At 34.6% G+C, this 24,948-nt stretch carries 24 protein-coding genes and 1 pseudogene; 18 read left to right on the forward strand and 7 right to left on the reverse strand.

Annotated features, from left to right (window positions below; translation table 11 throughout):
• Complete coding sequence (gene ribE / locus J6569_RS00965) at positions 1-471, reverse strand: 6,7-dimethyl-8-ribityllumazine synthase (protein WP_034911536.1); 471 nt, start codon at positions 469-471, stop codon at positions 1-3.
• Between the two features lie 400 nt (positions 472-871).
• Here ribE and lpcA point away from each other — a divergent pair, with 400 nt between their 5' ends.
• Positions 872-1,450: a D-sedoheptulose 7-phosphate isomerase gene (gene lpcA / locus J6569_RS00970; RefSeq protein WP_085164231.1), complete on the forward strand. Its 579-nt coding sequence runs from the start codon at positions 872-874 to the stop codon at positions 1,448-1,450.
• Position 1,451: 1 nt separating this feature from the next.
• A complete protein-coding gene (locus tag J6569_RS00975) occupies positions 1,452-2,231 on the forward strand; it encodes a class II glutamine amidotransferase (RefSeq protein WP_065574402.1) in 780 nt (259 codons plus the stop codon).
• 219 nt (positions 2,232-2,450) lie between these two features.
• On the opposite strand, the gene J6569_RS00980 is transcribed toward J6569_RS00975, so the two are convergent.
• The 5 genes from J6569_RS00980 to pncB all read right to left on the reverse strand — a co-directional run bounded on the left by J6569_RS00980 (position 2,451) and on the right by pncB (position 8,731).
• Positions 2,451-2,909, reverse strand: coding sequence for a methylglyoxal synthase (locus tag J6569_RS00980; RefSeq protein WP_065609144.1), 459 nt, complete (start codon positions 2,907-2,909; stop codon positions 2,451-2,453).
• Positions 2,910-3,042: 133 nt separating this feature from the next.
• The gene (locus J6569_RS00985; protein WP_296317213.1) at positions 3,043-4,185 is read right to left on the reverse strand and encodes a porin; all 1,143 of its coding nucleotides are present in this window, start codon (positions 4,183-4,185) and stop codon (positions 3,043-3,045) included.
• Between the two features lie 300 nt (positions 4,186-4,485).
• Positions 4,486-5,688: a porin gene (locus J6569_RS00990; RefSeq protein ID WP_296317214.1), complete on the reverse strand. Its 1,203-nt coding sequence runs from the start codon at positions 5,686-5,688 to the stop codon at positions 4,486-4,488.
• 284 nt (positions 5,689-5,972) lie between these two features.
• Positions 5,973-7,376, reverse strand: a complete 1,404-nt coding sequence (gene asnS, locus J6569_RS00995; protein ID WP_065589445.1) for an asparagine--tRNA ligase — start codon at positions 7,374-7,376, stop codon at positions 5,973-5,975.
• A 161-nt stretch (positions 7,377-7,537) separates the two neighbouring features.
• The gene (gene pncB, locus J6569_RS01000; RefSeq protein ID WP_296317216.1) at positions 7,538-8,731 is read right to left on the reverse strand and encodes a nicotinate phosphoribosyltransferase; all 1,194 of its coding nucleotides are present in this window, start codon (positions 8,729-8,731) and stop codon (positions 7,538-7,540) included.
• 158 nt (positions 8,732-8,889) lie between these two features.
• Between pncB and pepN the strand changes: the two genes are divergently transcribed.
• Both pepN and J6569_RS01010 read left to right on the forward strand, forming a co-directional pair.
• The gene (gene pepN / locus J6569_RS01005) at positions 8,890-11,523 is read left to right on the forward strand and encodes an aminopeptidase N (protein WP_296317218.1); all 2,634 of its coding nucleotides are present in this window, start codon (positions 8,890-8,892) and stop codon (positions 11,521-11,523) included.
• Positions 11,524-11,652: 129 nt separating this feature from the next.
• On the forward strand, positions 11,653-11,982 hold the full coding sequence (locus J6569_RS01010) for a rhodanese-like domain-containing protein (RefSeq protein WP_296317220.1): 330 nt from the start codon (positions 11,653-11,655) through the stop codon (positions 11,980-11,982).
• A gap of 49 nt (positions 11,983-12,031) precedes the next feature.
• Here the strand turns inward: J6569_RS01010 and J6569_RS01015 are convergent, their stop codons facing one another.
• Positions 12,032-12,880 (reverse strand): MetQ/NlpA family ABC transporter substrate-binding protein, encoded by an 849-nt coding sequence (locus J6569_RS01015; RefSeq protein WP_141671398.1) that lies wholly within the window; start codon positions 12,878-12,880, stop codon positions 12,032-12,034.
• A 269-nt stretch (positions 12,881-13,149) separates the two neighbouring features.
• On the opposite strand from J6569_RS01015, the gene J6569_RS01020 reads away from it, so the two are divergent.
• From J6569_RS01020 to J6569_RS01085, 14 genes and pseudogenes are all read left to right on the forward strand, one after another.
• A complete protein-coding gene (locus J6569_RS01020; protein ID WP_296317222.1) occupies positions 13,150-14,208 on the forward strand; it encodes an ATP-binding cassette domain-containing protein in 1,059 nt (352 codons plus the stop codon).
• Positions 14,195-14,893: a methionine ABC transporter permease gene (locus J6569_RS01025; RefSeq protein ID WP_296317224.1), complete on the forward strand. Its 699-nt coding sequence runs from the start codon at positions 14,195-14,197 to the stop codon at positions 14,891-14,893. The genes J6569_RS01020 and J6569_RS01025 overlap by 14 nt, the downstream gene beginning before the upstream one ends.
• Positions 14,894-15,180: 287 nt before the next feature.
• Positions 15,181-15,996 (forward strand): phospholipid ABC transporter ATP-binding protein MlaF, encoded by an 816-nt coding sequence (mlaF, locus tag J6569_RS01030; protein WP_218057153.1) that lies wholly within the window; start codon positions 15,181-15,183, stop codon positions 15,994-15,996.
• Positions 15,993-16,775: a lipid asymmetry maintenance ABC transporter permease subunit MlaE gene (gene mlaE / locus J6569_RS01035; RefSeq protein ID WP_085164249.1), complete on the forward strand. Its 783-nt coding sequence runs from the start codon at positions 15,993-15,995 to the stop codon at positions 16,773-16,775. The genes mlaF and mlaE overlap by 4 nt, the downstream gene beginning before the upstream one ends.
• Positions 16,776-16,786: 11 nt before the next feature.
• Positions 16,787-17,374: an outer membrane lipid asymmetry maintenance protein MlaD gene (mlaD, locus tag J6569_RS01040; protein WP_085164251.1), complete on the forward strand. Its 588-nt coding sequence runs from the start codon at positions 16,787-16,789 to the stop codon at positions 17,372-17,374.
• A 14-nt stretch (positions 17,375-17,388) separates the two neighbouring features.
• Entirely contained in the window at positions 17,389-18,033 is a 645-nt protein-coding gene (mlaC, locus tag J6569_RS01045) for a phospholipid-binding protein MlaC (RefSeq protein ID WP_174798658.1), read from the forward strand.
• A gap of 5 nt (positions 18,034-18,038) precedes the next feature.
• A complete protein-coding gene (locus tag J6569_RS01050; RefSeq protein ID WP_065607173.1) occupies positions 18,039-18,311 on the forward strand; it encodes an STAS domain-containing protein in 273 nt (90 codons plus the stop codon).
• Between the two features lie 92 nt (positions 18,312-18,403).
• The gene (locus J6569_RS01055; RefSeq protein WP_065560910.1) at positions 18,404-18,661 is read left to right on the forward strand and encodes a BolA family protein; all 258 of its coding nucleotides are present in this window, start codon (positions 18,404-18,406) and stop codon (positions 18,659-18,661) included.
• A gap of 96 nt (positions 18,662-18,757) precedes the next feature.
• The gene (gene prlC, locus J6569_RS01060; protein ID WP_296317228.1) at positions 18,758-20,785 is read left to right on the forward strand and encodes an oligopeptidase A; all 2,028 of its coding nucleotides are present in this window, start codon (positions 18,758-18,760) and stop codon (positions 20,783-20,785) included.
• Entirely contained in the window at positions 20,772-21,503 is a 732-nt protein-coding gene (locus tag J6569_RS01065; protein WP_174798660.1) for a class I SAM-dependent methyltransferase, read from the forward strand. The genes prlC and J6569_RS01065 overlap by 14 nt, the downstream gene beginning before the upstream one ends.
• Positions 21,504-21,524: 21 nt before the next feature.
• Positions 21,525-22,214, forward strand: a complete 690-nt coding sequence (gene rsuA / locus J6569_RS01070; RefSeq protein ID WP_174798661.1) for a 16S rRNA pseudouridine(516) synthase RsuA — start codon at positions 21,525-21,527, stop codon at positions 22,212-22,214.
• Between the two features lie 127 nt (positions 22,215-22,341).
• Positions 22,342-23,583, forward strand: a complete 1,242-nt coding sequence (locus J6569_RS01075) for a Bcr/CflA family multidrug efflux MFS transporter (RefSeq protein ID WP_065589432.1) — start codon at positions 22,342-22,344, stop codon at positions 23,581-23,583.
• A 5-nt stretch (positions 23,584-23,588) separates the two neighbouring features.
• Positions 23,589-24,110, forward strand: coding sequence for a gamma carbonic anhydrase family protein (locus J6569_RS01080; RefSeq protein ID WP_174798662.1), 522 nt, complete (start codon positions 23,589-23,591; stop codon positions 24,108-24,110).
• 147 nt (positions 24,111-24,257) lie between these two features.
• Positions 24,258-24,752 (forward strand): annotated as a pseudogene (locus tag J6569_RS01085) (DNA translocase FtsK 4TM domain-containing protein); the annotation flags it as partial.
• Positions 24,753-24,948: the final 196 nt, after the last annotated feature.

A 24,948-nucleotide genomic window follows, 5' to 3' on the forward strand; every position in this document is an offset into this window, starting at 1 on the left:
TTACTCCTTAATTGCTTTAATAATATTTAGCATTTCCAGCGCAGTTAATGCAGCTTCAGCCCCTTTATTGCCTGCCTTAGTGCCTGCACGTTCAATTGCTTGTTCTATACTTTCGGTGGTTAAAATACCAAATCCTACTGGAATAGTGTTATCTAAACTTGTACTTAATAATCCAGAGCTTGATTCACCAGCAACAAAATCAAAATGCGCTGTACTACCACGAATTACGGTACCTAACGCCACAACGGCATCATATTTTTTTGACTGTGCGGCAACTTTAACGGCAAGAGGAATTTCATAAGCACCAGGAACCCAAATAACAGTGATATTTTTATCATCAACTTGTCCTATACGTGTCAATGCATCAATTGCACCATTTACTAGGCTATCATTAATAAAATGATTAAAACGCGCCACTACAATTGCAACTTTAGCTTTTGGTGCAGCAACTTTACCTTCAATCGTTTGCATATAAATTCCTTATTAATTCTATTTTATGCCATTTCACTCTGTTTTGAGTGAAAATTACTTAATAAATTGTATCACGAATTAAAGACTTATCCTATCGGCAAATAGCGTTACGACCAAGTTCTATCCAATATATTATTTAAAATAAATGCAAAGAATTTAACTATTTGCAAATGTATTATTTGTTAAATTTAAAATTAATTTAAATTTTGTCCTTATTTCAACCATCATTATTAGAAATAACCTTAATTTATTTCTATTTCAATGTTTATTTTTGCACTTAATGGCATAGTTCCTAAAATGTTCTTACCAAAATAAGAAATTTTGTTTTTATTGCTTGCAAGCTATTTTGAACAAATTACAATAGTCTATAAATTTATTTATTATTGATGGAGAAATACCTGTGTATATTGACAATATTCGTGATGAATTAAACCAAGCTATTAACGTATTAACTAATTTTGTTTCAGATGATAAAAATCTCCAACAAATCCAAAAAGCTGCTATTTTAATTGCTGATTCGTTTAAACATGGTGGTAAAGTTTTATCATGTGGTAATGGTGGCTCTCATTGTGATGCTATGCATTTTGCTGAAGAATTAACTGGTCGCTATCGTGATAATCGCCCTGCTTATCCTGCGATAGCCATATCAGATGTAAGCCACATTTCGTGTGTAGGTAATGATTTTGGATTTGATTCTATCTTTTCACGTTATGTTGAAGGTGTAGGTCAGAAAGGTGATGTACTTTTAGGTATCTCAACTTCAGGAAATTCAGCTAACGTGCTTAAGGCAATTGAAGCAGCAAAACAAAAAGGGATGAAAATTATTACGTTAACTGGTAAAGATGGTGGTAAGATGAATGGACTTGCCGATGTTGATATTCGTGTTCCACATTTTGGTTATGCCGATCGTGTGCAAGAAATCCATATCAAAGTTATTCATATTCTTATTCTGTTAATTGAAAAAGAGATGGCAAAATAATATGTGTGAATTATTGGGTATGAGTGCTAATGTGCCAACCGATATCTGCTTTAGTTTTACTAGTTTAATTAAACGAGGTGGGGACAAAGGTCCTCACAAAGATGGTTGGGGAATTACTTTCTATGAAGGAAAAGGCTGCCGAACATTTAAAGATCCTGAGCCTTGTAGCTATTCGCCTATTGCTAAAATGGTGAAAGAATATCCCATCAAATCTAAAGCTGTGATTGCTCATATTCGACAAGCAAATCGAGGAGGTGTCGCACTAGAAAATACCCACCCATTCACCCGCGAACTCTGGGGTAAAAATTGGACTTTTGCCCACAATGGACAATTAACCAATTACCAAAATTTAGATACAGGGCTTTTTCAACCTGTTGGAGAAACCGATAGCGAATTTGCCTTTTGCTATTTAATTAATCAATTACAGCAAAAATATTTACAAAAACCTGTCGATGATCTTGAGCTATTTAATTTTATTAAGCAATGTGCCAACCAATTAAGCCAACTAGGCATATTCAATATGCTACTTTCTGATGGGCAATATGTGTTTGCCTATTGCACAACAAATTTGCATTGGATAACCCGTAAAGCACCATTTGGCAAAGCAAAATTATTGGACGAAGATGTAGAAATTGATTTTCAAAAACATACAACACCCAATGATATTGTTACTATCATTTCAACCTTACCATTAACTTCAAATGAGATATGGCAAAAACTTAATACTGGCGAAGCGATTTTATTTAAAGATGGCAAAATTAGCCAATCTTCCGCATTTTAATAGGGTGCTTGGTGACTCATTTTTAAATTGATAATGCAGATAACTTAAAGTTATCCATAACATTATAGGTTTTTAGCTAGAGCAATCAGCAATACTATTGCCAATAATATACCAAAACCTTGTGAACAAATTGCCGAAATCCTAACGCAAGACAATAAACAGATTATCAAGTAAAAGTATTTGCCGACCTGTTTTACGAATTTGAGATGGTATTGGCATTTATTTAACTCTTTGAGTTAAATAGTTTTGATAATCAGGAATTTCAATATCAACTTCTTGCGTAAAAATAGAGGACTGAATTAATGCATTAGCTGTGGATTGATTAGTGGCAACTGGAATATTCCAAACAGTAGATAATCGTAACAACGCTTTCACATCTGGATCATGAGGTACAGCATTAAGTGGATCCCAAAAAAAGATTAAGATATCAATTTTACCTTCTGCAATTAATGCACCTATCTGCTGATCTCCCCCCATCGGACCACTTAACATTGGCGTGATATTTAATCCTGTTTCTTGCTTTATTAATGTTCCAGTAGTGCCCGTGCCACATAAATTATGACGAGAAAGCTCTTCACGATTTTTTTTACACCAACTTAATAAAGAATCTTTCAGATGATCGTGAGCAACTAAAGCAATATTTTTTTTAGCTAGTAATTTACGTGTGGTATATAGCATCATTGTATCCTAATTCATTATTATATTTTTTTAATTTTTAACAGAGTATTAATCAAAGCGCAAGGTTTATTTAATTGATAATAGATAATAAAAAAGGCACCGAAGTGCCTTTTAAAAACAAAGATACAATCAATTAGAATTGGTAAATTAAACCAAGTGCTACTGTGTCTTTTGTTGTGCCCTTGATTTGTGATTTAGTAAATGAACCATCTTCATATAAAGCACGGCGTGCACCGATATCATCTTTATCTAACAAGTTAATTTTATAATCGATAATAGCTTGTAGGTTTTTGTTAAAGTCATAAGTTAAACCAACATCAACATATTTAGCTAAATCATTACCTTTAAGCCCTGCATCACTTGAATAACTAGATGCGTCTTTAACTTTATGTTGGATATAAGCAACAGATGGCGTTAAACGTCCTACTTCAAAGTCAATACCATATTGAGCAACTAATTCATAGCCTTTGGTTTTTAAATCATCAGCGCTACGAGTAGTTGAGGCATTATCCCAGCCATATTTTTGTTTACCTTGAATATATAACGCAGCTAAATAAAGGTTGTCGTTGTCATATTTAATACCAGCTGACCATGCTTTAGCATCTTTATGACCACCAGTTTGTGCATAACCAGCACCAACAGATAAACCAGTATCAAGCACATCCCAATCAACAACTGAACCCCATGCTTCAGCACTATTGCGTTTATCATTAAGAGTATAATTACCGAAATGACGTGTTGAGCTGTTATCTCCGTTATCCGCATATTGAACGGCAAAGCGTAAACCATTCACTAAGCCAAAGAAATCTGAATTACGGTAGGTTGCAACGGCTTTAGTACGAGCTGTTAATGCATAAAGATCATTATCAGAAGCATCACCACCAAATTCTGGTAAAACGTCAGTGTAAGATGTTAATGTTTTTAATACACCATCATTGCGACCATAGTCGAATGAACCAAAATCACCAAAGTTTAAACCAGCAAATGCATAACGAGTTTCATTATCAGCATTTTTACCTGTTTTTGCTTCATATTCCCAACGACCATAGCCAGTTACGCTGTCGGTCACTTGTGTTTGACCTGACATACCTAAACGTGCAGTGGTCTTGTCACCTTCACCTGTTTGGTTATTGCGATCAGTAATATAGTTTAATGCGTAAACACGACCATAAAAGTCAACTTTATTACCGTCTTTATTCCACACTTCAATAGAAGAGTTTGCTGTACCTGCAATTAAAAGTGCAGGAATAGCGATTGCTAATAGATTACGTTTCATTTTTTACCCTCAAAGGTATTTTATATTATTAAAGATGCAAATTGCTTTGCTCTGGTTTAACAAATAACTGCTAATAATCAGCAATTATATTATTACTGTGATAGCCATTTTGCCTAATAAACATGGCTCTAATGCCACATTGCCTATTTAACAATGGAATTTAGATTTATTCTGCGAATTTTCGAATATTTTAATACTTATTATAAATTTTTTTAGGCATAAAATGTTTTTTTAGGTGGGAATGAATTCAAAAGATGAAAAAAAAGGCACCTAAGTGCCTTTTTATAAGATATTAAGCGATTAGAATTGGTAAATTAAACCAACACCTAACACATCTTTAGTACCTGGTTTAGTATCGTGACCACGTGGATTTTCAGTATTTGAAGCTGCACCAAAATCTTTACGATCAAGAAGATTGAATTTATATTCAACAATCGTACTAAAGTTTTTGTTTAAATCGTAAGTTGCACCTACAGATACATACTTAGCTTCTGGTGAATTGAAACCTCTATACTTCCAACGGTAACCATATTTTGAAAAATTATCATAATCAGAAGATTTAACTTTGTGTTGAACATAAGCTAGAGAAGGAGTTAAACGACCAACTTCAAGATCGATACCATATTGAGCAACTAATTCAAATCCTCTGACTTTTAAATCTGTATCTCTTATATGATAAACGTAATCACCAATTAATCCATAAGTACCAACCGCATTCTTATGTTTACTTTGGAAATAGTTAGCACCTAAATATAAATTATAGTTATCATATTTAAGACCAGTTGCCCAAGTACTTTGACGGCTATCACTTTTTGAAGTTTGAGCGTAACCTGCACCAGCTGTTAAACCAGTGTCAAAAATATTCCATTGAACATTTGCACCCCAAGCTTCTTTCGATTTATGGTTAATACGATCTTTAGTAGTACCAGATACAGGATCTAGCCATTTTTTATTCTCAAAATCTTTAACTGCATCACCATTATCGGCATATTGTAATGCAAAGCTGATATCATCAGTTAAACCGAAGAAGTTATTGTTACGGTAAGTTGCAACAGCTTTAGTACGTTCTGAAAGAACATGCCATTCATTGTTTGCTGCATCGCCACCAAATTGTGGTAATACGTCAGTATAAGCAGTAATTGCTTTTAACACACCGTCATTACGACCATAGTCGAATGAACCAGCATCACCAAAGTTTAAACCAGCGAATGCATAACGTACTTCACTACTGCCGTCTTTACTTTTACCCGCTTTAGCTTCATATTCCCAACGACCATAACCAGTTACGCTATCAGTGATTTGAGTTTGGCCTGACATACCTAAACGAGCTGAAGTATCGTCACCTTCGCCTTTTTGACCACGGTCAGTGATGTTGTTAGCTGCTTTTACTCGGCCGTAAAAGTCAACCTTATTGCCATCTTTGTTCCAAACTTCGATAGATGCATTTGCACCAGCTGCGACTAAAAGCGCAGGGATAGCGATTGCTAATAGATTACGTTTCATTTTTTACCCTCATGGTTATTTTTTAAAAAGACACTTCCATAAGTTTAGTGTCAATTTTCGTACAATAATTATTCATCCAAAAAATAATATTTTTATCTATTATTTTTCTACTTTTTACAGTAGTGTAAATTATGTATAAATTTTTTTTAAAATCAAGCGAACTTTTCATTAAATGTAGTGTCTAAGTCTAAATTTAAGCCTGTTTGATTGTTTTTTAAACTAAAACAGATTAATATCTACCTACTGTAACTCTCAATAAATTCTTGTTAGGGATTTTAATCAACTTAAAAGTTTGCATTACGCGGCGTTCTTGGAAATGGGATAACATCGCGCACATTTTGAACACCTGTTACATAAACAATTAAACGTTCAAAACCAAGACCAAAACCAGAATGCGGCACAGTACCGTATCGACGTAAATCACGATACCACCAATAATCTTCTTTTTTGAGTCCCAATTCTTCCATGCGCTTATCCAACATATCTAAACGCTCCTCACGCTGAGATCCACCAATGATTTCACCAATTCCTGGCGCTAAAACATCCATTGCCGCTACCGTTTTACCGTCATCATTCATACGCATATAAAACGCTTTAATATCTTTCGGATAGTTTTTTACTACCACTGGTGCTTTAAAATGTTGTTCAGCTAAATAACGTTCATGTTCTGAAGCTAAATCAATTCCCCAGCTGACTGGGTTTTCAAATTTAGCATCACAATTTTGTAATATAGTGATAGCATCAGTGTAATCCACTTGAGCAAAATCAGCATTAATAAAGTTTTCAAGACGATTGATTGCTTCTTTATCGACATGCTGAGCAAAAAATTGCATATCATCAGCACGTTTTTCTAGCACTTCTTTAAACACATATTTCAACATATCCTCAGCAAGCTTAGCGTTATCATCTAGATCAGCAAACGCTACTTCAGGCTCCATCATCCAAAACTCAGCTAAATGGCGAGTAGTATTTGAGTTCTCTGCTCTAAATGTTGGACCAAAAGTATAAACTTTAGAAAGTGCACAAGCATAAGTTTCAGCGTTTAATTGTCCTGAAACGGTTAAAAAAGCTTCTTTACCAAAGAAATCTTTATCAAAATCAACTTTACCATTATCAGATTTAGGCAGATTTAGCATATCAAGTGTTGAAACGCGGAACATTTCGCCCGCCCCTTCAGTATCTGATGCGGTAATAATAGGAGTTGATAGCCAATAAAAGCCACGATCATTAAAAAACTGATGAATTGCTTGCGCAAGCGTATGACGTACACGCGTTATCGCACCAACAATATTGGTTCTTGCACGCAAGTGAGCCACTTCACGAAGATATTCAATTGAATGGCGCTTTGCTGCCATTGGGTAAGTTTCGGGATCGTCAACAAAGCCATACACTTCAACTTGCGTTGCTTGTAATTCATATTTTTGACCTTGACCTGGTGACTCCACTACTTTACCAGTGACTTTAACGGAACAACCAGCTGTTAGACGCAAGATTTCTTGTTCATAATTAGGTAAATTATTTTCAATAACAGCTTGAATAGGGTCAAAGCAGGAACCATCGTAAACAGCTAAAAATGAAATACCTGCTTTAGAATCACGGCGAGTTCTTACCCAGCCTTGAACTGAAATAGTGCTACCAACAGCAATTTTGCCTTGTAACACATCAACAATAGGTGCAACTGAAGTCATTTAATTATCCATCTCTACATTAATTTGTTTAAGTAATATTTAAAGTAATACAGATATATTCTAAAGACTATCCCATAACGAAATGGAATTCTTGAATAACTTGTTTCTTATTACTAATTTTTAGTTTCTAATATTAATAATAAGTTAAACATGAATTATTATCATTGTTTAACACTAAAAGTTCGTTTTAATTCATCAATAAAATCTAAATCCTGAGATATCGTTTTACCTGGACTATCTGATAGTTTAGCCACTGATTGATTATTACATTCCGTTAATTTAAGCACAATGTTCAATGCTTTGGTATTGACCTCTTTAGATGGAATATCACAAGCTAAAAAACCACCAACGCCAAAAGATAATTTTACGCGATGATTAAAATGTTGATAGATTTTAATCGCCTTATCAAAATTTAAGCTATCAGAAAAAACCAAAAGTTTAGTTTGTGGATCTATGCCCAATTGCTGATAATGAGCAATTGCTTTTTCACCCCATTGAATTGAATCACCTGAATCATGACGAAGCCCTTGATAATGAGAAGCAAAATGCAAATCAAAATCACGTAAAAATGCATCCATTGTAATACAATCTGTTAATGCTATTCCTAAGTCATGAGGATATTCATCTAACCAAACTTGAAGAGCATTTCTTTGGCAATCTTGAAGATTAGCACTTAAACGTTGGTGAGCTTGAAACCACTCGTGTGCTTGGGTTCCAACAGGAGTAAGCCCTAAACGATAAGCCAGTAAATAATTGCTAGTACTATGAAAGTTATGAAAGTGTGTTTTCAAATAACTGACAACTGCCTCTTGCACCGCAAACGAATAACGCCTACGTGTACCAAAATCCATTAAATTAAAGCCCGACATATCCATATTAGCTGTTTTTTCATTAAACAACGCCAATTTATCTTTTAGCCGAGCTAGTGCCTCAGAAACTCCAATATTAGGTGAACGATCTTTATGAACAATTTCACTGATAACGGCAAGTAATGGCACTTCCCATAGAATAACATCTAGCCATTTACCTTCAATTGTAATAGAAAGCACTCCATCTTCATTTTTTATAGTGAGCAAATCACTATTGAAACGCCATTTTTTAAGCCAATTTAAATAGTCAGATTTAAAAAAGGAAATATTTGATAAATAGTTAAATTCATCATCAGACAGCGCTAATGATTCCATTAATTTCACTTGATGTATTATTTCATCAACATATTGTCCCAATAAATCATCACTACGACAACGAAACTGCGCAACGACAGTTACCTCTGGGTAGTAATGAAATACAGCCTGCTGCATATGCAACTTATAAGCATCAGTATCTAATATTGATGTAATTATTGCTGGTAACATGTAAATTTAGTGCTATTGCTTTAAATAAAAATTTCAAAGATTATAGCAGAATAATAATGAAGATATAGATTAATTATGTAATAAGATTGTTTTTAATCAGCTATAATATCAACCAATATAAAATATAAATTGATTTCAAACCAAAAGGTCATAACAACATGAATACAAAAACACCTGAATCGCTGCCTATTGCCAAAAATCGTCTTGATTATAAATCACCCGATTTTACCATTACCGACATTGATCTTGATTTTGATTTAGCTCCCGAAATAACAACCGTCACAGCTCGTAGCCATGTTGTTAAGAAAAATAATAAAGCGGACAATTTAATTTTAGATGGTGAAGATCTTAAATTGATTTCTGTTAATATTGACGAACAACCATGGCATGATTATCAGCTCACAAAAGCTGGTTTAATCATTCAGCGTGTTCCAGCAGAATTTACATTAACGATTGTTAACGAAATTAAACCAATTGACAATACAGCACTTGAAGGATTATATGTATCAGGCGAAGCGCTCTGTACTCAATGTGAAGCAGAAGGATTCCGCCATATTACCTATTATCTTGACAGACCTGACGTTCTTGCTCGCTTTTCAACACGTATTACCGCGAATAAACAACATTATCCTTATCTACTTTCGAACGGTAATCGCATAGCGCAAGGCGAGCTTGCAGATGGACGTCATTGGGTACAATGGCAAGATCCTTTTCCGAAACCGGCTTACTTATTTGCATTAGTTGCTGGTGATTTTGATATTTTAAAAGATCAGTTTATCACGCAATCAAAGCGGAAAGTTGATTTAGAAATTTACGTTGATAAAGGTAATTTAGATCGTTCGCAGTGGGCTATGACAAGCTTAAAAAATGCCATGCGTTGGGACGAAACACGCTTTGGGCTTGAATACGACTTAGATATCTTTATGATTGTAGCGGTTGATTTTTTCAATATGGGAGCAATGGAAAACAAAGGATTAAATATCTTTAATTCAAAATATGTGCTTGCCAAACCACAAACAGCAACAGATGATGACTATCTAGGTATTGAAGGTGTAATTGGTCATGAATATTTTCACAACTGGACTGGTAATCGGGTAACCTGTCGCGACTGGTTCCAACTTAGTTTAAAAGAAGGATTAACTGTATTTCGAGATCAGGAATTTAGCGCTGATATGGGATCTCGTGCAGTAAAACGCATTGAGGATGTCAAACTTTTGCGCACCGTTCAATTTGCCGAAGATGCTAGCCCAATGTCTCACCCTATTCGGCCTGAACAAGTAATAGAAATGAATAACTTTTACACAGTCACCGTGTACGAAAAAGGCGCTGAAGTTATTCGAATGATGCATACTTTATTAGGAGAAGATAAATTCCAAGCAGGGATGAAACTTTATTTTAAACGCCATGATGGTAGTGCCGCAACTTGTGATGATTTTGTTGCAGCCATGCAAGATGCCTCAGGTATCGATTTAACTCAATTTAAATTATGGTATAGCCAATCAGGAACACCTGAATTAACCGTTACCGATAATTATGACGAGAAAAATCAACAATATACTTTAACAGTAGAACAATATACGCCAGCTACTCAAGATCAAGCACAAAAACAGGCTTTGCATATCCCACTTGATATCGAGTTATATCAACATAATGGTGAAATAATTCCACTGCAATACCAAGGCAAATCTGTTCACCATGTTTTAAATTTAACACAAAACAAACAACAATTTATCTTTGATAACGTAACTCAAAAACCGATTATTTCAGTATTACGTGATTTTTCAGCACCTGTTAAGTTAACTTATGATTATCAAGATAATGATCTTATTTTCTTAATGCAACACGCTACTAACGCATTTAGCCGTTACGATGCAGCTCAAATGTTATTAGCAAAATATGTTCGCTTGAATGTAAAAAATTATCAAGAAAATCAAAATTTAATGTTGCCTGATTCAGTATTAGATGCATTTAGAGCCGTATTGTTATCAGAAAAAACTGACCCTTTCCTTATTGCACAAATATTAACCTTGCCATCTGAAAACGAGTTGGCGAATTTATTTACTGTGGTTGATCCAATCGCAATTCATCAAGTGCGTCTATTTTTGTTAACGCATTTTGCAAACGAACTTTATGATGAATTATTAGCCGTTTATCACCACAATAAAACGTCACAATATCAAATTAAACATAATGACATTGCTAAGCGGTCACTTAAAAACTGTTGTTTAACTTTATTAGCTCATGCCGATGATAATTCGCACGCCAATACATTGGTTAACCAACAATATTATCAAGCAAATAATATGACTGATTGTTTAGCCGCCTTGAGTGTTGCTGTAAAAGCTGAACTTGATTGTCGAACTGAGTTATTGGCTAACTTTGATGACAAATGGCATCAAGATGGACTTGTTATGGACAAATGGTTAGCACTAAACGCAACAAGCCCAGAAAAGAATGTTCTTGCTACCGTGAAAAAATTATTAACTCACCGCTCATTTACACTCAGTAACCCAAATCGGATTCGTGCATTAATTGGAGCATTTGTAAATAATAACCCTGTGGCATTTCACGCTGAAGATGGCAGTGGTTATCAATTTTTAGTTGAAATTCTCACTGAGTTAAACAAAAAAAATCCGCAAGTTGCAGCAAGGCTTATCGATCCTCTAATTCGATTAAAACGTTATGACAAAAAGCGTCAACAGCAGATGCGAAAAGCACTTGAGGCATTGCTAAAAATTGAAAATTTATCTAAAGATTTATTTGAGAAAATTAACAAGGCACTAGAAGCCTAAGTAGGAAATAGCATTCTGCAATATCGTTGTAGGATGCTATTAATAAATTTAAAATTGAAGTTGAAATTTTATACTTAAACGTATAGTTTCCTGAAACTTTTTTACAAGCACTTTAATAAGTTTTAAATAATGACAATAAAAGAAATCACTTCCACAGAACTTGCACAAAAATTAAATCAGCAAGATAATCTATTTCTACTCGATGTACGAGAACCCAATGAAATAGCCATTTGCAGTATTGGCAACGCAACTCATATTCCAATGAATATGATCCCTTTATATCTAGATAAAATCCCAGATGAAATCGATATTGTTATTTATTGTCATCACGGAAGACGTAGCCTAACTGTTGCTCATTATTTAGCAGAAAACGGTTTTGATCCTAACTTTCTCTATAATCTTACAGGAGGGATTGATGCTTGGGCGCTAACAATTGATAAACAGATGGCACGATACTAAAATGCCCGTTATAAAACGGGCTTTTCTTCATCACTTTACCTTGCTATGCTTATTCTTGAGGCATCACCCAATAACCATTTTGGTTATGTGTTTTCATATAATCTTTAAATTGTTGAGATTGATAAATACGCTTCACATCTTGAGCCCATCGACTATTTTCGTTTCCTTCATTCACTACAACCATAATTTCCAAATCAGGAATGATGGTTTCAGAAAGTAATGCTTTGTTCGAGTCAATATTAGCAGAATAAACAATGCTACCTGGAATTACCGCAAAATCTAATTCATTAAGCACTCTAGGAATATTGGCCGAATCCATTTCAATAATTTCAATCCCTGCAATATTTTGAGCAATATCATTTTTACTAACAATAATAGGATTTGTATTATTTTTTAATTTTATCCAACCAGCTTTTTCTAGTAGATTATATGAACGAGCTGCATTAGAAGCATCTTGTGGAATAGCAACTTTTGCTCCTGAAAAAACTTGCGTTAGTGAGGTGAACTTATTTGAAAATATTGCCGCAGGTACCGATGGTACATGCACAACCGATTTTAAATTTGCTTTACGCTGGGCATTAAACACATTCATATAAGCTGTGTGCTGTGCAACGGTTAAATCAATACTACCTTCACTTAAAGCTACATCTGATTCAAGTAAATGCGGAAAATTCACTAATTTAACCTTATAACCCTCTGATTCAAGTATGGGTTTAACAGCATCATTAAAAAGATCGTTATATGGACCTGGTGATACGCCCATGCTAATTTCTTTTTTTGTCTGATTATCGACTGGTTTAGACGAATTATCACAACCAATAGTCAAAAACACTGAACTAGCAACTAAAACGACTGATATGTATTTAAATATTTTTTGTTTGATAAACGCATTTTTCATTTCAGCTATCCTCTATAAGCTATAAGCATTAAATACACTCTAACACAGAAAAAAGCATTCATTTATTCCAAGTAATTCTATCTTATAACTATATGGAATAAGATATAAAAAACGATTATTAGAGCAACAATTTAACCTGTGATACCGTTAGATATATCAATTATTGTCAATCGTTGAATATGCCATATAAACACCTGCAATAAATGATTCAGCCAAATTGCCTAAGCAAGCACTTATTCAACTAGAACAAAATAAATAGGTGATGAACAATGATTAAATTTGAACATGTCTCAAAACAATATGAAAGAAATGGCGTCACAACACAAGCTTTAAACGATATTAATTTAACCATCAGTAGAGGTGATATTTACGGCATTATTGGTTACAGCGGCGCAGGTAAAAGTACCTTAGTGCGCTTAATTAACTTTCTTGAAAAACCAACACAAGGCAATGTCATTATTCAAAATAAACTATTAAATCAATTATCTAGTAATGAATTACGTCAAACCCGTCAAAAAATTGGTATGATTTTTCAGCATTTTAATTTGCTTGAATCAAAAACCGTATTTGAAAATATTGCTATTCCTTTAATTTTAATCAAAAAAGATAAACATTCGATTAAACAAAAAGTCTATGAACTTTTGGAATTTGTTGGATTAAGTGATAAAGCTAACAGCTATCCCAAAGAGCTTTCTGGTGGGCAAAAACAGCGCATTGGTATCGCCCGAGCATTAGCCAACGATCCTGATATTTTACTATGTGATGAAGCAACTTCAGCACTTGATCCACAAACCACTCAAGCTATTTTAGATTTAATCAAAAAAATCAATGAAGAATATAAAATAACAGTCGTGTTAATCACTCACGAAATGCATGTAATTGAACAAATTTGCCATAAAGTTGCAGTAATGGAAAAAGGCAAGATTATAGAACAAGGTAACGTACTTGACGTATTTGGACAACCAAAACACCAAACTACTCAAAATTTTGTTAGCTCAGTGATCAACGATCAAATTCCAAATGGTGTTGTGGAAAATTTGTTAGAAATAGAAGGTAAAAAAGACAATATCAAATTATTTAAGCTCGAATTCTTAGGACGATCTGCGTCAGAACCCGTGATGAATTCACTTATACTGCAACAAAAAGTTATCGTCAATATTTTGTTTGCCCATATGTCAGAAATCGAAAAAACGGTTTTAGGTAGTATGTTTGTTCAACTAAAAGGTAACGATAGTAATATCAAAGAATCAGTACATTACTTACGTGAGCGCGGTGTGCAAGTCACTGAAATTAAACATTGGGAGATGAGTAAAAATGGAAATATTTAATACTATAATTGACTATTTGGCCTCTTGCTTTGCAACATCAGTAACCACTGAACAATTTGTTCAAGCATCCTATGACACCCTAATTATGGTAGTTTTCTCCTTAATTTTAGGTTCATTAATCGGAATTCCACTTGGTATTTGCTTAGTTACAACAAGACCTTATGGACTATTAGAAAATCGTCGAGTGTTTCGTATTATCAATTCGATTATTAATATAGTTCGCTCATTGCCTTTTATTATTTTATTAGTTGCTATCCAACCTTTAACAAAGGTCATTGTAAATAGCTCTATTGGCACTATAGCAGCGATTGTTCCATTAACATTTTATGTTGCTCCTTACATTGCTAGATTAGTTGAAAATTCATTACTTGACGTGAATAGTGGTATTATTGAAGCGGCTCAATCAATGGGAGCGACGCCAATACAAATTATTTGGTATTTTATGTTACCAGAGGCATTTAGCTCTTTAATTTTAACGCTTACAACTGCTACTATAGGTTTAATTGGTGCTACAGCGATGGCTGGTGCTATTGGTGCTGGCGGTATTGGCGATTTAGCTGTGTCATACGGTTATCAACGTTTTGATAATACTGTTACTTATATCTGCGTGGTGATATTAGTTATCTCTATACAATTTATTCAAAGCACTGGTAATTATTTAGCTCGTAAAGCACGACATGAATAAAACACATAATCACTTTTAGTTATGCATGATCAGTAAAAAATGGGGGGAGCTAAAATATAACTTTCCCCATTTATTATTTAGAAAAATAGCCTTAATTATCTTTTATCTCTCTAATAAGATATTTTACGTAAAACCTCTGTTTGCCTATAAAAATCAGCCATCGAGTATAAAAACTATTTATTGAGCAGTTATACACAAATAGGCAAAACGTTTAATTGATTTCTTTATTTACAAATATCAAGTAAAATAAGCAAAATTTTACCATTCTAGAAATCTAGGAAATCAATGTGACAAACGCATTACAACAAAATTTGGTTGAAATTCACGATATGTCTTTTTATCGTGGAACAAGGCCTATTTATAAAAATATGAGTTTGAATGTCCCTAAAGGAAAAGTGACAGCAATCATGGGACCTTCAGGAATTGGTAAAACCACACTACTAAGGCTCATTGGTGGTCAATTAAAACCGCAGTCAGGAAAAATTTTATTCGATGGTGAAGACATTCCAAGCATGTCTCGCTCCCGACTTTATGAAGTACGCAAACGCATGAGCATGTTATTCCAATCGGGAGCTTTATTTACCGATCTAACTGTGTTTGATAATGTTGCTTACCCACTACGTGAGCACTTCAAATTACCTGAACCTATATTGCATAATTTAGTCTTAATGAAATTACAAGCTGTTGGTTTACGTGGTGCAGCTCAAATGATGCCATCGGAACTATCTGGTGGTATGGCAAGACGAGCAGCATTAGCTAGAGCCATTGCGCTTGATCCCGACTTAATTATGTTTGATGAACCTTTTGCTGGGCAAGATCCTATATCTATGGGTGTTATTGTTAAACTGATATCTGAAATCAACCAATCATTAGGATTAACCTGTATCGTTGTTAGCCATGACGTGACCGAAGTGCTTAGTATTGCAGATTATGCTTATATTGTAGCCGAACAACATATTATTGCAGGTGGTACATCACAGCAATTACGTGATAATGATGATTTACGAGTAAAACAATTCCTTGACGGGTTGGCTGATGGTCCAGTACCTTTTCATTATCCTGCTGAAGATTACAAATTAGACCTAAGCAGAGGTACAAAATAATGTTAAATATACTGGCAAAATTAGGACAATGGTTTATTGATGTCATTGCAATGATTGGTCGTTCTGGTGTGATGCTCTTTAGGGCATTAATTGGTAAGCCACAATTTAATAAACAATTCCCATTACTCATTAAGCAATTTTATTTTGTTGGAGTACAATCACTCACTATTATTATTGTTTCTGGTCTTTTTATTGGCATGGTTTTGGCCTTGCAAGGTTATTTTATTCTGACCACTTTTGGTGCTGAAGCCAGCCTTGGAATGATGGTAGCCCTTGCCCTACTTCGTGAGTTAGGTCCTGTTGTTGCTGGTTTGCTGTTTGCAGGTCGTGCTGGCTCTGCATTAACGGCTGAAATCGGCTTAATGAAAGCAACTGAGCAGCTATCAAGTATGGAAATGATGGCAATTGATCCATTACGACGTATTATTGCACCTCGTTTTTGGGCTGGTTTTTTCAGTATGCCATTTTTAACTGCAATTTTTGTTACCGTTGGTATTTTAGGTGGTGTTATTGTAGGTGTTGATTGGAAAGGTATTGATGCAGGCTTTTTTTGGTCATCTATTCAAAGTAATGTTGATTGGTGGCATGATCTAGGTAACTGTTTTGTAAAAAGCTTTGCATTTGCCATTGCCAGCACTTGGATTGCACTTTTCAATGGTTATGATTGTGTACCAACATCAGAAGGAATTAGTCGAGCAACAACAAGCACTGTTGTTTATTCATCATTAGTAATTTTGGGGTTAGATTTTATTTTAACCGCATTAATGTTTAGTCATTGAGGTCATTAAACATGAGTCGTAAAGTTGAAATCACTGTAGGATTATTTATGGTACTGGTCATTTGCTCGGTACTTTTTTTATGTTTCCGTGTAACGGATCCAACATCATTTGCTAGTCATAATTCATATCGAGTTTATGCTGTATTTGATAATATTGGCGGATTAAAAGCACGCTCTCCAATCAAAATCGGTGGCGTTGTGATTGGTCGAGTCAGTAATATAACACTAAAATCATCAGATCTTGATGTATATAAACCCTATGTAACAATAGATATTGATGCACAATACAATCAAATTCCAGTTTCAAGTTCGCTTTCAATTAAAACATCAGGTTTATTAGGTGAACAATTTATTGATATTAACTTTGGACTTGATAAAAGTACCGAATTAGAACTTGATTCATTGGATAGCGAAGGCACAAGCAACAATTTGCCAACAAATAATCATGAACCAGCTTATTTTCATGATGGTTTTGTAATATACAACACTAAACCAGCAATGGTTATTGAAGACTTAATTGGTCAATTCCTTTATAGTACTGGAGGTTCGACCGATGATAAAGATAAGAAACAAGATACACAAGATATAAATGAAAATTAAGGAGTTTTGTTACTATGTTAACCAAATTTAAACACACTATTTTTTTTGCATTAGCTTTAATATTTAGTGCTAATGCGTTTGCTGAAAATGATCCTTATAAAGAAATGCAAGTTTCTGCTGATAAGCTTTTTAGCACTATGAATGCACAATCTGCGGCACTAAAATCAAACCCTAACAAACTAAAAGAGATCGTAAGAACAGATTTATTACCTTATGTACAAGTAAAGTATGCTGGCGCATTAATTTTAGGTAATTATTATAAAAGTGCTACAGATGCGCAACGTAAAGCCTATTTCGCTGCTTTTGAAAACTATTTGGTACAAACTTTTGCTCAAGCATTATCTATGTATAATGGCCAAACTTATCAGGTTGAATCGCCAAAAGATTTAACAGGCAAAACGCTTATCTCTATTCGTGTTTTATTAAACCAACCTAATAAAAACCAACAACCATTGCGAATTGATTTCCAATGGCGTAAAAACTCTGTCACTGGCGAATGGAAAGCTTATGATTTAGTTGCAGAAGGCGTCAGCATGATCACCACCAAGCAAAATGAGTGGTCAACAATTTTACGCCAAGATGGTATTGACGCATTAACTAAACAATTAACTGATCTTTCAAATCGCAATATTGACCCAAACGCTAAACCAAAGGGCTAGCCATAATGTCGCGAATAAAAACAGAAAAACAACAAGAAATATTATCTTTACAGGGTGAACTTGATGTTCACTCTTTAAACGATTTGTGGTCAACACAAAATACTATTTTAAATGGTGTAAAATGCATTGATGTTGCGCAACTTACTCGGGTTGATTCTTCAGGGCTCGCAACTTTAATTTATTTTTGCAATAAATATCATGTAAAGCTCAAAGGTATTAATCCTCAGCTACAAACATTAATTACATTGTATGATCTACAACCTGTAATTAATATTTAAAAAATGTTAAGTTTTATACTGAAACACATAGTTACCTGAAACTTTTTAACAAAACATTCCCCCATAATTTACATTAATGATGAGTATGAATAATGGATAAACAAGAAATTATAAACAAATTAAAAAATTCGCTTGAACTTGATGATGTACATGTCCTAACCGATGATGGAAGCCATTTCCAAGTTATTGCTGTAGGAGAATTATTTGCCGATTTAAATCGAGTGAAAAAACAACAAGCAATCTATGCCCCTTTGGCTGAATTTATTAATGATAACCGTATTCATGCGCTTTCTATAAAGACTTATACCCCCACTGAATGGCAACGTGAACGCAAACTTATGGGATTATAACCATTTCTTAGCATGATAATCCCTTGAATTAATTGTTTTCGCCACCATATTATGTTGTATCAATAGACAACACCATTTGTATAAAGGTATCGCTACATGACTAATCCATTATTAACAGATGCACCATTACCCCTTTTTTCACAAATTAAACCCGAACATGTTTTGCCTGCTATACAAGAAACTTTAAAAAACTGCAGAAATACCATTGAAGCAGTATTAAAGCAAAATAGCCAATATACTTGGGATAACTTAATTCAACCAATTGATGAAGCAGACGAAAAATTTGGACGAGCTTGGTCTCCAGTTAGTCATCTTAACTCAGTTAAAAATAGCCCTGAATTACGTGAAGCTTATGAAGCTTGTCTGCCATTACTATCTGAGTACAGCACATGGGTTGGGCAACATAGACCTTTATATCAAGCTTATAAGCAACTTAAAGAAAGCGAACAATATGCTACTTTAACCAAAGCACAGAAAAAAGTGGTTGATAATGCACTACGTGATTTTGAATTATCTGGAATTGGCTTACCCGATGACAAACAGAAACGTTACGGTGAAATTGTTGCAAAATTATCAGAATTATCCTCAAAATATAGTAACAATGTGCTCGATGCCACCATGGGATGGTCAAAATTAATTACCGATATCAAAGAACTATCTGGCATGCCTGAAAGTGCGCTTTCTGCCGCAAAAGAACAGGCTAAATTAAAAGATAAAGAGGGCTGGTTACTAACCTTAGATATACCAAGTTATCTTCCCGTCATGACCTACTGTGATAATCGTGATTTACGATTTGAACTTTACCAAGCCTATAATACTCGTGCGTCAGATCAAGGACCAAACGCAGGTAAGTGGGATAACACTGAAATTATCAAACAAATCTTAACGCTTCGTAATGAGCTTGCACTATTACTAGGCTTCGATAATTATGCTAATAAATCATTAGCAACAAAAATGGCAAGCTCAACCGCTCAAGTCATTGAGTTTTTGAACAATTTAGCAACTAAAGCTAAACCTCAAGGTGAAAAAGAGTTAGCAGATCTTAAACGTTATGCTTATGAGTTTTTTGGCGCAAGTGACATCAAACCATGGGATATAGCTTATTATAGTGAAAAGCAAAAACAGCATTTGTACGCTATCAACGATGAAGAATTGCGTCCTTATTTCCCTCAACAACGAGTGATTAATGGTCTATTTGAAGTAGTGCATCGCATTTTTGGTATTACAGCCAAAGAGCGACAAGGCGTTGAAGTTTGGGATCCTGAAGTTAAATTTTATGATCTATTTGCCGCAAATGGTGAGTTAAAAGGTAGTTTCTATCTTGATTTATATGCACGTGAACATAAGCGTGGCGGTGCTTGGATGGATGATTGTATTGGTCGTATGCGTTTTGCTGATGGTCATGTACAAAAACCCGTTGCCTATTTAACTTGTAACTTCAATCGCCCAGTTGGTGATAAACCAGCACTATTTACACACGACGAAGTCACAACCCTTTTCCATGAATTTGGTCATGGTTTACACCACATGTTAACCGAAATTGATACTTCATCAGTTTCTGGTATTAATGGGGTGCCATGGGATGCTGTTGAATTACCAAGTCAATTTTTAGAAAACTGGTGTTGGCAGCCTGAAGCGCTTGCATTCATATCTGGGCATTATCAAACTGGTGAACCGTTACCAACTGATATGTTAGAAAAGATGCTAGATGCTAAAAACTATCAAGCAGCACTATTTATTTTACGCCAATTGGAATTTGGTCTTTTTGACTTTAAATTACATACACAAAAAGATCCTGATATTTTAAATACATTGGCTGAAATAAGAAAGCAAGTTGCCGTTGTTCCTACCGTTGAATGGGGAAGATTTCCACACGCATTTAGCCATATCTTTGCTGGTGGTTATGCTGCAGGTTATTATAGCTATTTATGGGCAGAAGTATTATCCGCTGATGCATTTTCACGTTTTGAAGAAGAAGGTATTTTCAACGCTAAAACAGGCAATGCATTTCTTGATAATATCTTGTCACAGGGTGGTAGCGATGAGCCTATGACATTATTTAAAAACTTCCGAGGGCGTGAACCTCAACTTGAAGCATTACTTCGTCATTATGGTATCCACTAATTCTAACTTTGCTCAGCTAAAATTATTAGCTGAGCAGTGGTTATCCACACATGCTGATCTTCCATTCGCTCTTGTTACCCAAAACAATCAACTTGAGTTACAAAAAACTGACGAACCAAAACTAGGGGCAATATGCGTAAACTTTGTTTCTGGAACAATGGCTCATCGTCGCCAATTTGGTGGTGGACGTGGCGAAGCAATTGCTAAAGCAGTAGGTATCAAAGGTGAGTATTTACCTACAGTTCTTGATACCACAGCAGGGCTTGGTCGAGATGCATTTGTTTTAGCATCAATCGGTTGCCATGTCACTATGTTTGAAAGGCATCCTGTTGTTGCTGCATTGCTAGAAGATGGCTTGCAGCGTGCCTACCAAGATCCCCAAATCGGTAGTTGGCTTGAGCAACATTTACGTTTAATTTATCATTCAAGCATTGAGGGATTGAGCACTTACCCTGAAAAACCTGATGTTATTTATCTCGATCCAATGTTTCCGCATCGTCAAAAAAGTGCGCTTGTCAAAAAAGAGATGCGTATTTTTCAACTATTAGTTGGTAGTGACAACGATGCTGACAGCTTATTAGAACCCGCAAGGCAACTTGCCAAAAAACGTGTAGTTGTAAAAAGGCCCGATTATGCACCGTTTTTAGCCAATCAAAAACCAACGGCCGAAATTAAAACTAAAAATCACCGTTTTGATATATATACACCTCTAGAGTAATACAAGGATATTGTTTAAATTATGCGATTAGATAAATTTCTCACTCATCACTTAGGCGCTAGCCGCACTATTGTAACCAAAGAACTCAAAGCTAAAAAAGTGACTGTCGATGGTGAAATTATAAAATCAGGTGCTTACCAGTTATTACCCGAGCAAGTGGTTGAGTATGATGGTTATGAAATCATACCCGTAACCAATAATCGTTACTTTATGCTTAATAAACCTCAAGGTTATGTCTGTTCAACTGATGATCCTGACCACCCTACTATACTTTATTTTATTGATGAACCAATGCCTGAAAAATTGCATGCAGCAGGTAGACTTGATCTTGATACTACAGGACTTGTTCTACTTACTGATGATGGTAAGTGGTCACACCGTATTACATCACCCAAACATCATTGCGAAAAAGTCTATGCCGTCACGGTTGAACAGCCATTATGTATTGAACTGATTGATATATTTAAAAATGGTATCCAATTAAAAAATGAGAAATCACTTACCAAACCAGCGAAATTAAATATTATTGATGACTTTCACGCTGAATTAACTATTAGTGAAGGACGATATCATCAAGTTAAACGCATGTTTGCAGCAGTCAATAACCATGTTGTTGAATTGCATCGCAAACAAATAGGTAAGGTAATTCTTGATATACCTGAAGGTGAATATCGACCACTTTCACAAGATGAAATCGACTCGTTTAATTGACACATATAATTTACATTAATCTTAATAGCAACTTTCCATTTAGATAAATAAATATTTTTTAAATAATTTTATCTCATTTATATGACATATTTTAGGTGCATTTTAAAAAATTTGAAGGAAGTATGACGTGCCAACTCAAGATTGTTTAAGTGATATTAAAATTTCCAAACAAGCGCTTATTTTTATCCTTGGATTACTTTCTATGTTGATGCCTTTATCCATAGATATGTATTTACCTAGTATGCCAACGATTGCACGCGACTTTAATGTAACCGATGGCACGGTACAGCTAACAATTAGTTGCTATTTATTAGGATTTTCTGTTGGACAACTTTTATTTGGACCACTCACAGATAGTTATGGGCGTCGTAATGTTCTCATTTTGGGTCTAATTATTTTTATAGTTGCGGCGTTAAGCTGTGGTATTGCCAACAATATTAATCAATTAATTACAGCTCGCTTTTTCCATGGCATTGCGGCAGCGGCTACAGCAATAGTCATTAATGCGTTAATGAAAGATATTTATCGTGATCGTGACGAATTTTCTAAAATGATGTCATTTGTCATGCTGATATCCAACGTAGCACCATTACTCGCACCAATTATTGGTGGATTTATTTTATATTGGTTTAATTGGCAAGCCAATTTCTACACTATTAGCCTAATTGCTTTGACTTGCTTTGGTCTAGTGATCGCATTTATTCCTGAAACACTTACAAAAACAAAACGCAATAAATTTAGTTTAATTCGTATTTTAAGTAATTTTATTACACTGTTCAGGCATCGCCAAGTATTAACTTATATGATGTTAGGTGCATTTTCTGGAGCTGGATTATTTTCATTTTTAAGCTTAGGACCTTTTGTATATATGAATCTACACGGTGTTGCATCAACTAATTTTGGCTACTACTTTGCATTCAATATAATAGTTATGGTGTTTATGAATACATTAAATAGCCGTTTTGTTAAACATGTTGGCTCGATTAAAATGATGCAGTTCGGTCTTTTGGTCCAATTTGTTATGGCAATAGGCCTTACTATCGTAACATTATTTAATCTCGGATTTGCCTATCTTGTTATTTGCATTGCAGGATATATTGGTTGTATGTCAACCATTGGTGGAAATAGTATGGCAATCGTTTTAGACTTTTATCCCTATATTGCAGGTACAGCCTCATCTCTTGCCGGTACAATTCGTTTTGCAATCGCTGGGGCAATAGGCATATTATTATCATTATTGGTATCAACTCCAACTGCACAATCCATAACGGTCAATAATACAACAGAGTGGCTAATGGTTGGCTCTATGGTGTTATGTAATTTTATTTCTGTGAGCTTATTTTTGAGTGTCAAAAATAATAAAAGGTAATAATTATGATCTATCAACTAGGTGATTTACATCCACAAATTCATCAAAATTGTTTTATCGCAAAATCTGCTGATATCATTGGTGATGTCGTTTTACAAGAGGGTGTTTCTATTTGGTTCAACGCTGTTTTACGCGGTGATATTGCTCCCATACATATTGGTAAAAATAGCAATGTGCAAGATAACACTACCATCCATATTGAAACAGATATCCCTTGCATTATTGGCGAGAATGTCACTATTGGGCATAATGTTATCCTACATAGTTGCACCATTGAAGATAATGTATTAATTGGTATGGGTAGTACTATATTAAACAATGCCAAAATTGCAAAAAATTGCCTTGTTGGCGCCAACTCGTTAGTAACACATACCATACCTTATGAAGAAGGTTGTTTAATTATGGGATCACCCGCAAAAATTATCCGCAAATTAACTAAAGCTGAAATTACAGCAAATATCACTAATGCACAACGATATGTAAAAAATGGTATAAGATTTAAAACTAGCCTACTTCCTGTTGCATAATAACCCAACAATAAATTGCGTTTTAAACAGTATTGGCTCTGTGAGCAAGCACAATTTATGATAAAATGCCAGCTATTTTAATAGCAATAGTTTTTAGGTACTTGTTTGAAAAAGCCCAAAATTACAAAAAAACAGATCATCACTCAATTGATTCTACTAACAATAATAGTTTTATCTGTTTGTTTATTTCTATCGCAGTTCAGTTACGATCCATCCGATCCCGGTTGGTCTCGTACGGCTTGGCACTATCCTATTAGTAATTTTGGTGGTTATGTTGGTGCATACATCTGTGACGTTCTGTTTCAATTTTTAGGCTTTATTGCTTATAGCCTACCTTTTATCGCTATTTTTATTTGTTTACAGTCAATCGTTTATTTTTATAAACATGCTAATGATCCTATAAACTACTTTAGTCTTTCATTTCGGATTATTGGTGTGTTAGCATTTATATTTAGTGCTACAGGATTTTTTACTTTAAATATTGCTGATTCTGAACAATTTGAAGCAGGCGGTTATTTAGGTGCGATAGTCATCGAAAGCCTTTTACCAATTATAGATAGCATTACTTTATCCTTAATTCTTCTTGGAACTTGCTTGGCCTGTGTCACATTATTAACTGGATTATCATGGTTGAATCTAATTGAAAAATTAGGTGCTTTTGTCATGATTTTACTACTACCGATCAGATGGTTAATTAAGCCTCGCACAGCCAATAAACTTAAACAACCAGATCCACAAAATGAAAAACCAATAGCGCAGACTGATGAGGAAATAAAAGATCCTCAATTTACAATACCTTTTGATACAAAACTAGATAAAAAATCAGATGATGATATCA

Source organism: Gilliamella sp. (genome assembly GCF_024104075.1).
In the GTDB taxonomy this organism is placed as follows: domain Bacteria; phylum Pseudomonadota; class Gammaproteobacteria; order Enterobacterales; family Orbaceae; genus Gilliamella; species Gilliamella bombi.

Bases quoted from the DNA above. Each gene is read 5' to 3' on its own strand.
- J6569_RS00990 (WP_296317214.1), bottom strand. From the start codon at position 5,688: ATGAAACGTAATCTATTAGCAATCGCTATCCCTGCGCTTTTAGTCGCA.
- J6569_RS00985 (WP_296317213.1), bottom strand. From the start codon at position 4,185: ATGAAACGTAATCTATTAGCAATCGCTATTCCTGCACTTTTAATTGCA.
- J6569_RS01020 (WP_296317222.1), top strand. From the start codon at position 13,150: ATGATTAAATTTGAACATGTCTCAAAACAATATGAAAGAAATGGCGTC.
- J6569_RS01010 (WP_296317220.1), top strand. From the start codon at position 11,653: ATGACAATAAAAGAAATCACTTCCACAGAACTTGCACAAAAATTAAAT.
- J6569_RS01050 (WP_065607173.1), top strand. From the start codon at position 18,039: ATGTCGCGAATAAAAACAGAAAAACAACAAGAAATATTATCTTTACAG.
- asnS (WP_065589445.1), bottom strand. From the start codon at position 7,376: ATGACTTCAGTTGCACCTATTGTTGATGTGTTACAAGGCAAAATTGCT.
- pncB (WP_296317216.1), bottom strand. From the start codon at position 8,731: ATGTTACCAGCAATAATTACATCAATATTAGATACTGATGCTTATAAG.
- ribE (WP_034911536.1), bottom strand. From the start codon at position 471: ATGCAAACGATTGAAGGTAAAGTTGCTGCACCAAAAGCTAAAGTTGCA.
- J6569_RS01055 (WP_065560910.1), top strand. From the start codon at position 18,404: ATGGATAAACAAGAAATTATAAACAAATTAAAAAATTCGCTTGAACTT.
- J6569_RS01025 (WP_296317224.1), top strand. From the start codon at position 14,195: ATGGAAATATTTAATACTATAATTGACTATTTGGCCTCTTGCTTTGCA.
- mlaD (WP_085164251.1), top strand. From the start codon at position 16,787: ATGAGTCGTAAAGTTGAAATCACTGTAGGATTATTTATGGTACTGGTC.
- pepN (WP_296317218.1), top strand. From the start codon at position 8,890: ATGAATACAAAAACACCTGAATCGCTGCCTATTGCCAAAAATCGTCTT.
- J6569_RS00980 (WP_065609144.1), bottom strand. From the start codon at position 2,909: ATGCTATATACCACACGTAAATTACTAGCTAAAAAAAATATTGCTTTA.
- rsuA (WP_174798661.1), top strand. From the start codon at position 21,525: ATGCGATTAGATAAATTTCTCACTCATCACTTAGGCGCTAGCCGCACT.
- mlaC (WP_174798658.1), top strand. From the start codon at position 17,389: ATGTTAACCAAATTTAAACACACTATTTTTTTTGCATTAGCTTTAATA.
- J6569_RS01065 (WP_174798660.1), top strand. From the start codon at position 20,772: ATGGTATCCACTAATTCTAACTTTGCTCAGCTAAAATTATTAGCTGAG.
- J6569_RS01080 (WP_174798662.1), top strand. From the start codon at position 23,589: ATGATCTATCAACTAGGTGATTTACATCCACAAATTCATCAAAATTGT.
- J6569_RS01015 (WP_141671398.1), bottom strand. From the start codon at position 12,880: ATGAAAAATGCGTTTATCAAACAAAAAATATTTAAATACATATCAGTC.
- J6569_RS00975 (WP_065574402.1), top strand. From the start codon at position 1,452: ATGTGTGAATTATTGGGTATGAGTGCTAATGTGCCAACCGATATCTGC.
- prlC (WP_296317228.1), top strand. From the start codon at position 18,758: ATGACTAATCCATTATTAACAGATGCACCATTACCCCTTTTTTCACAA.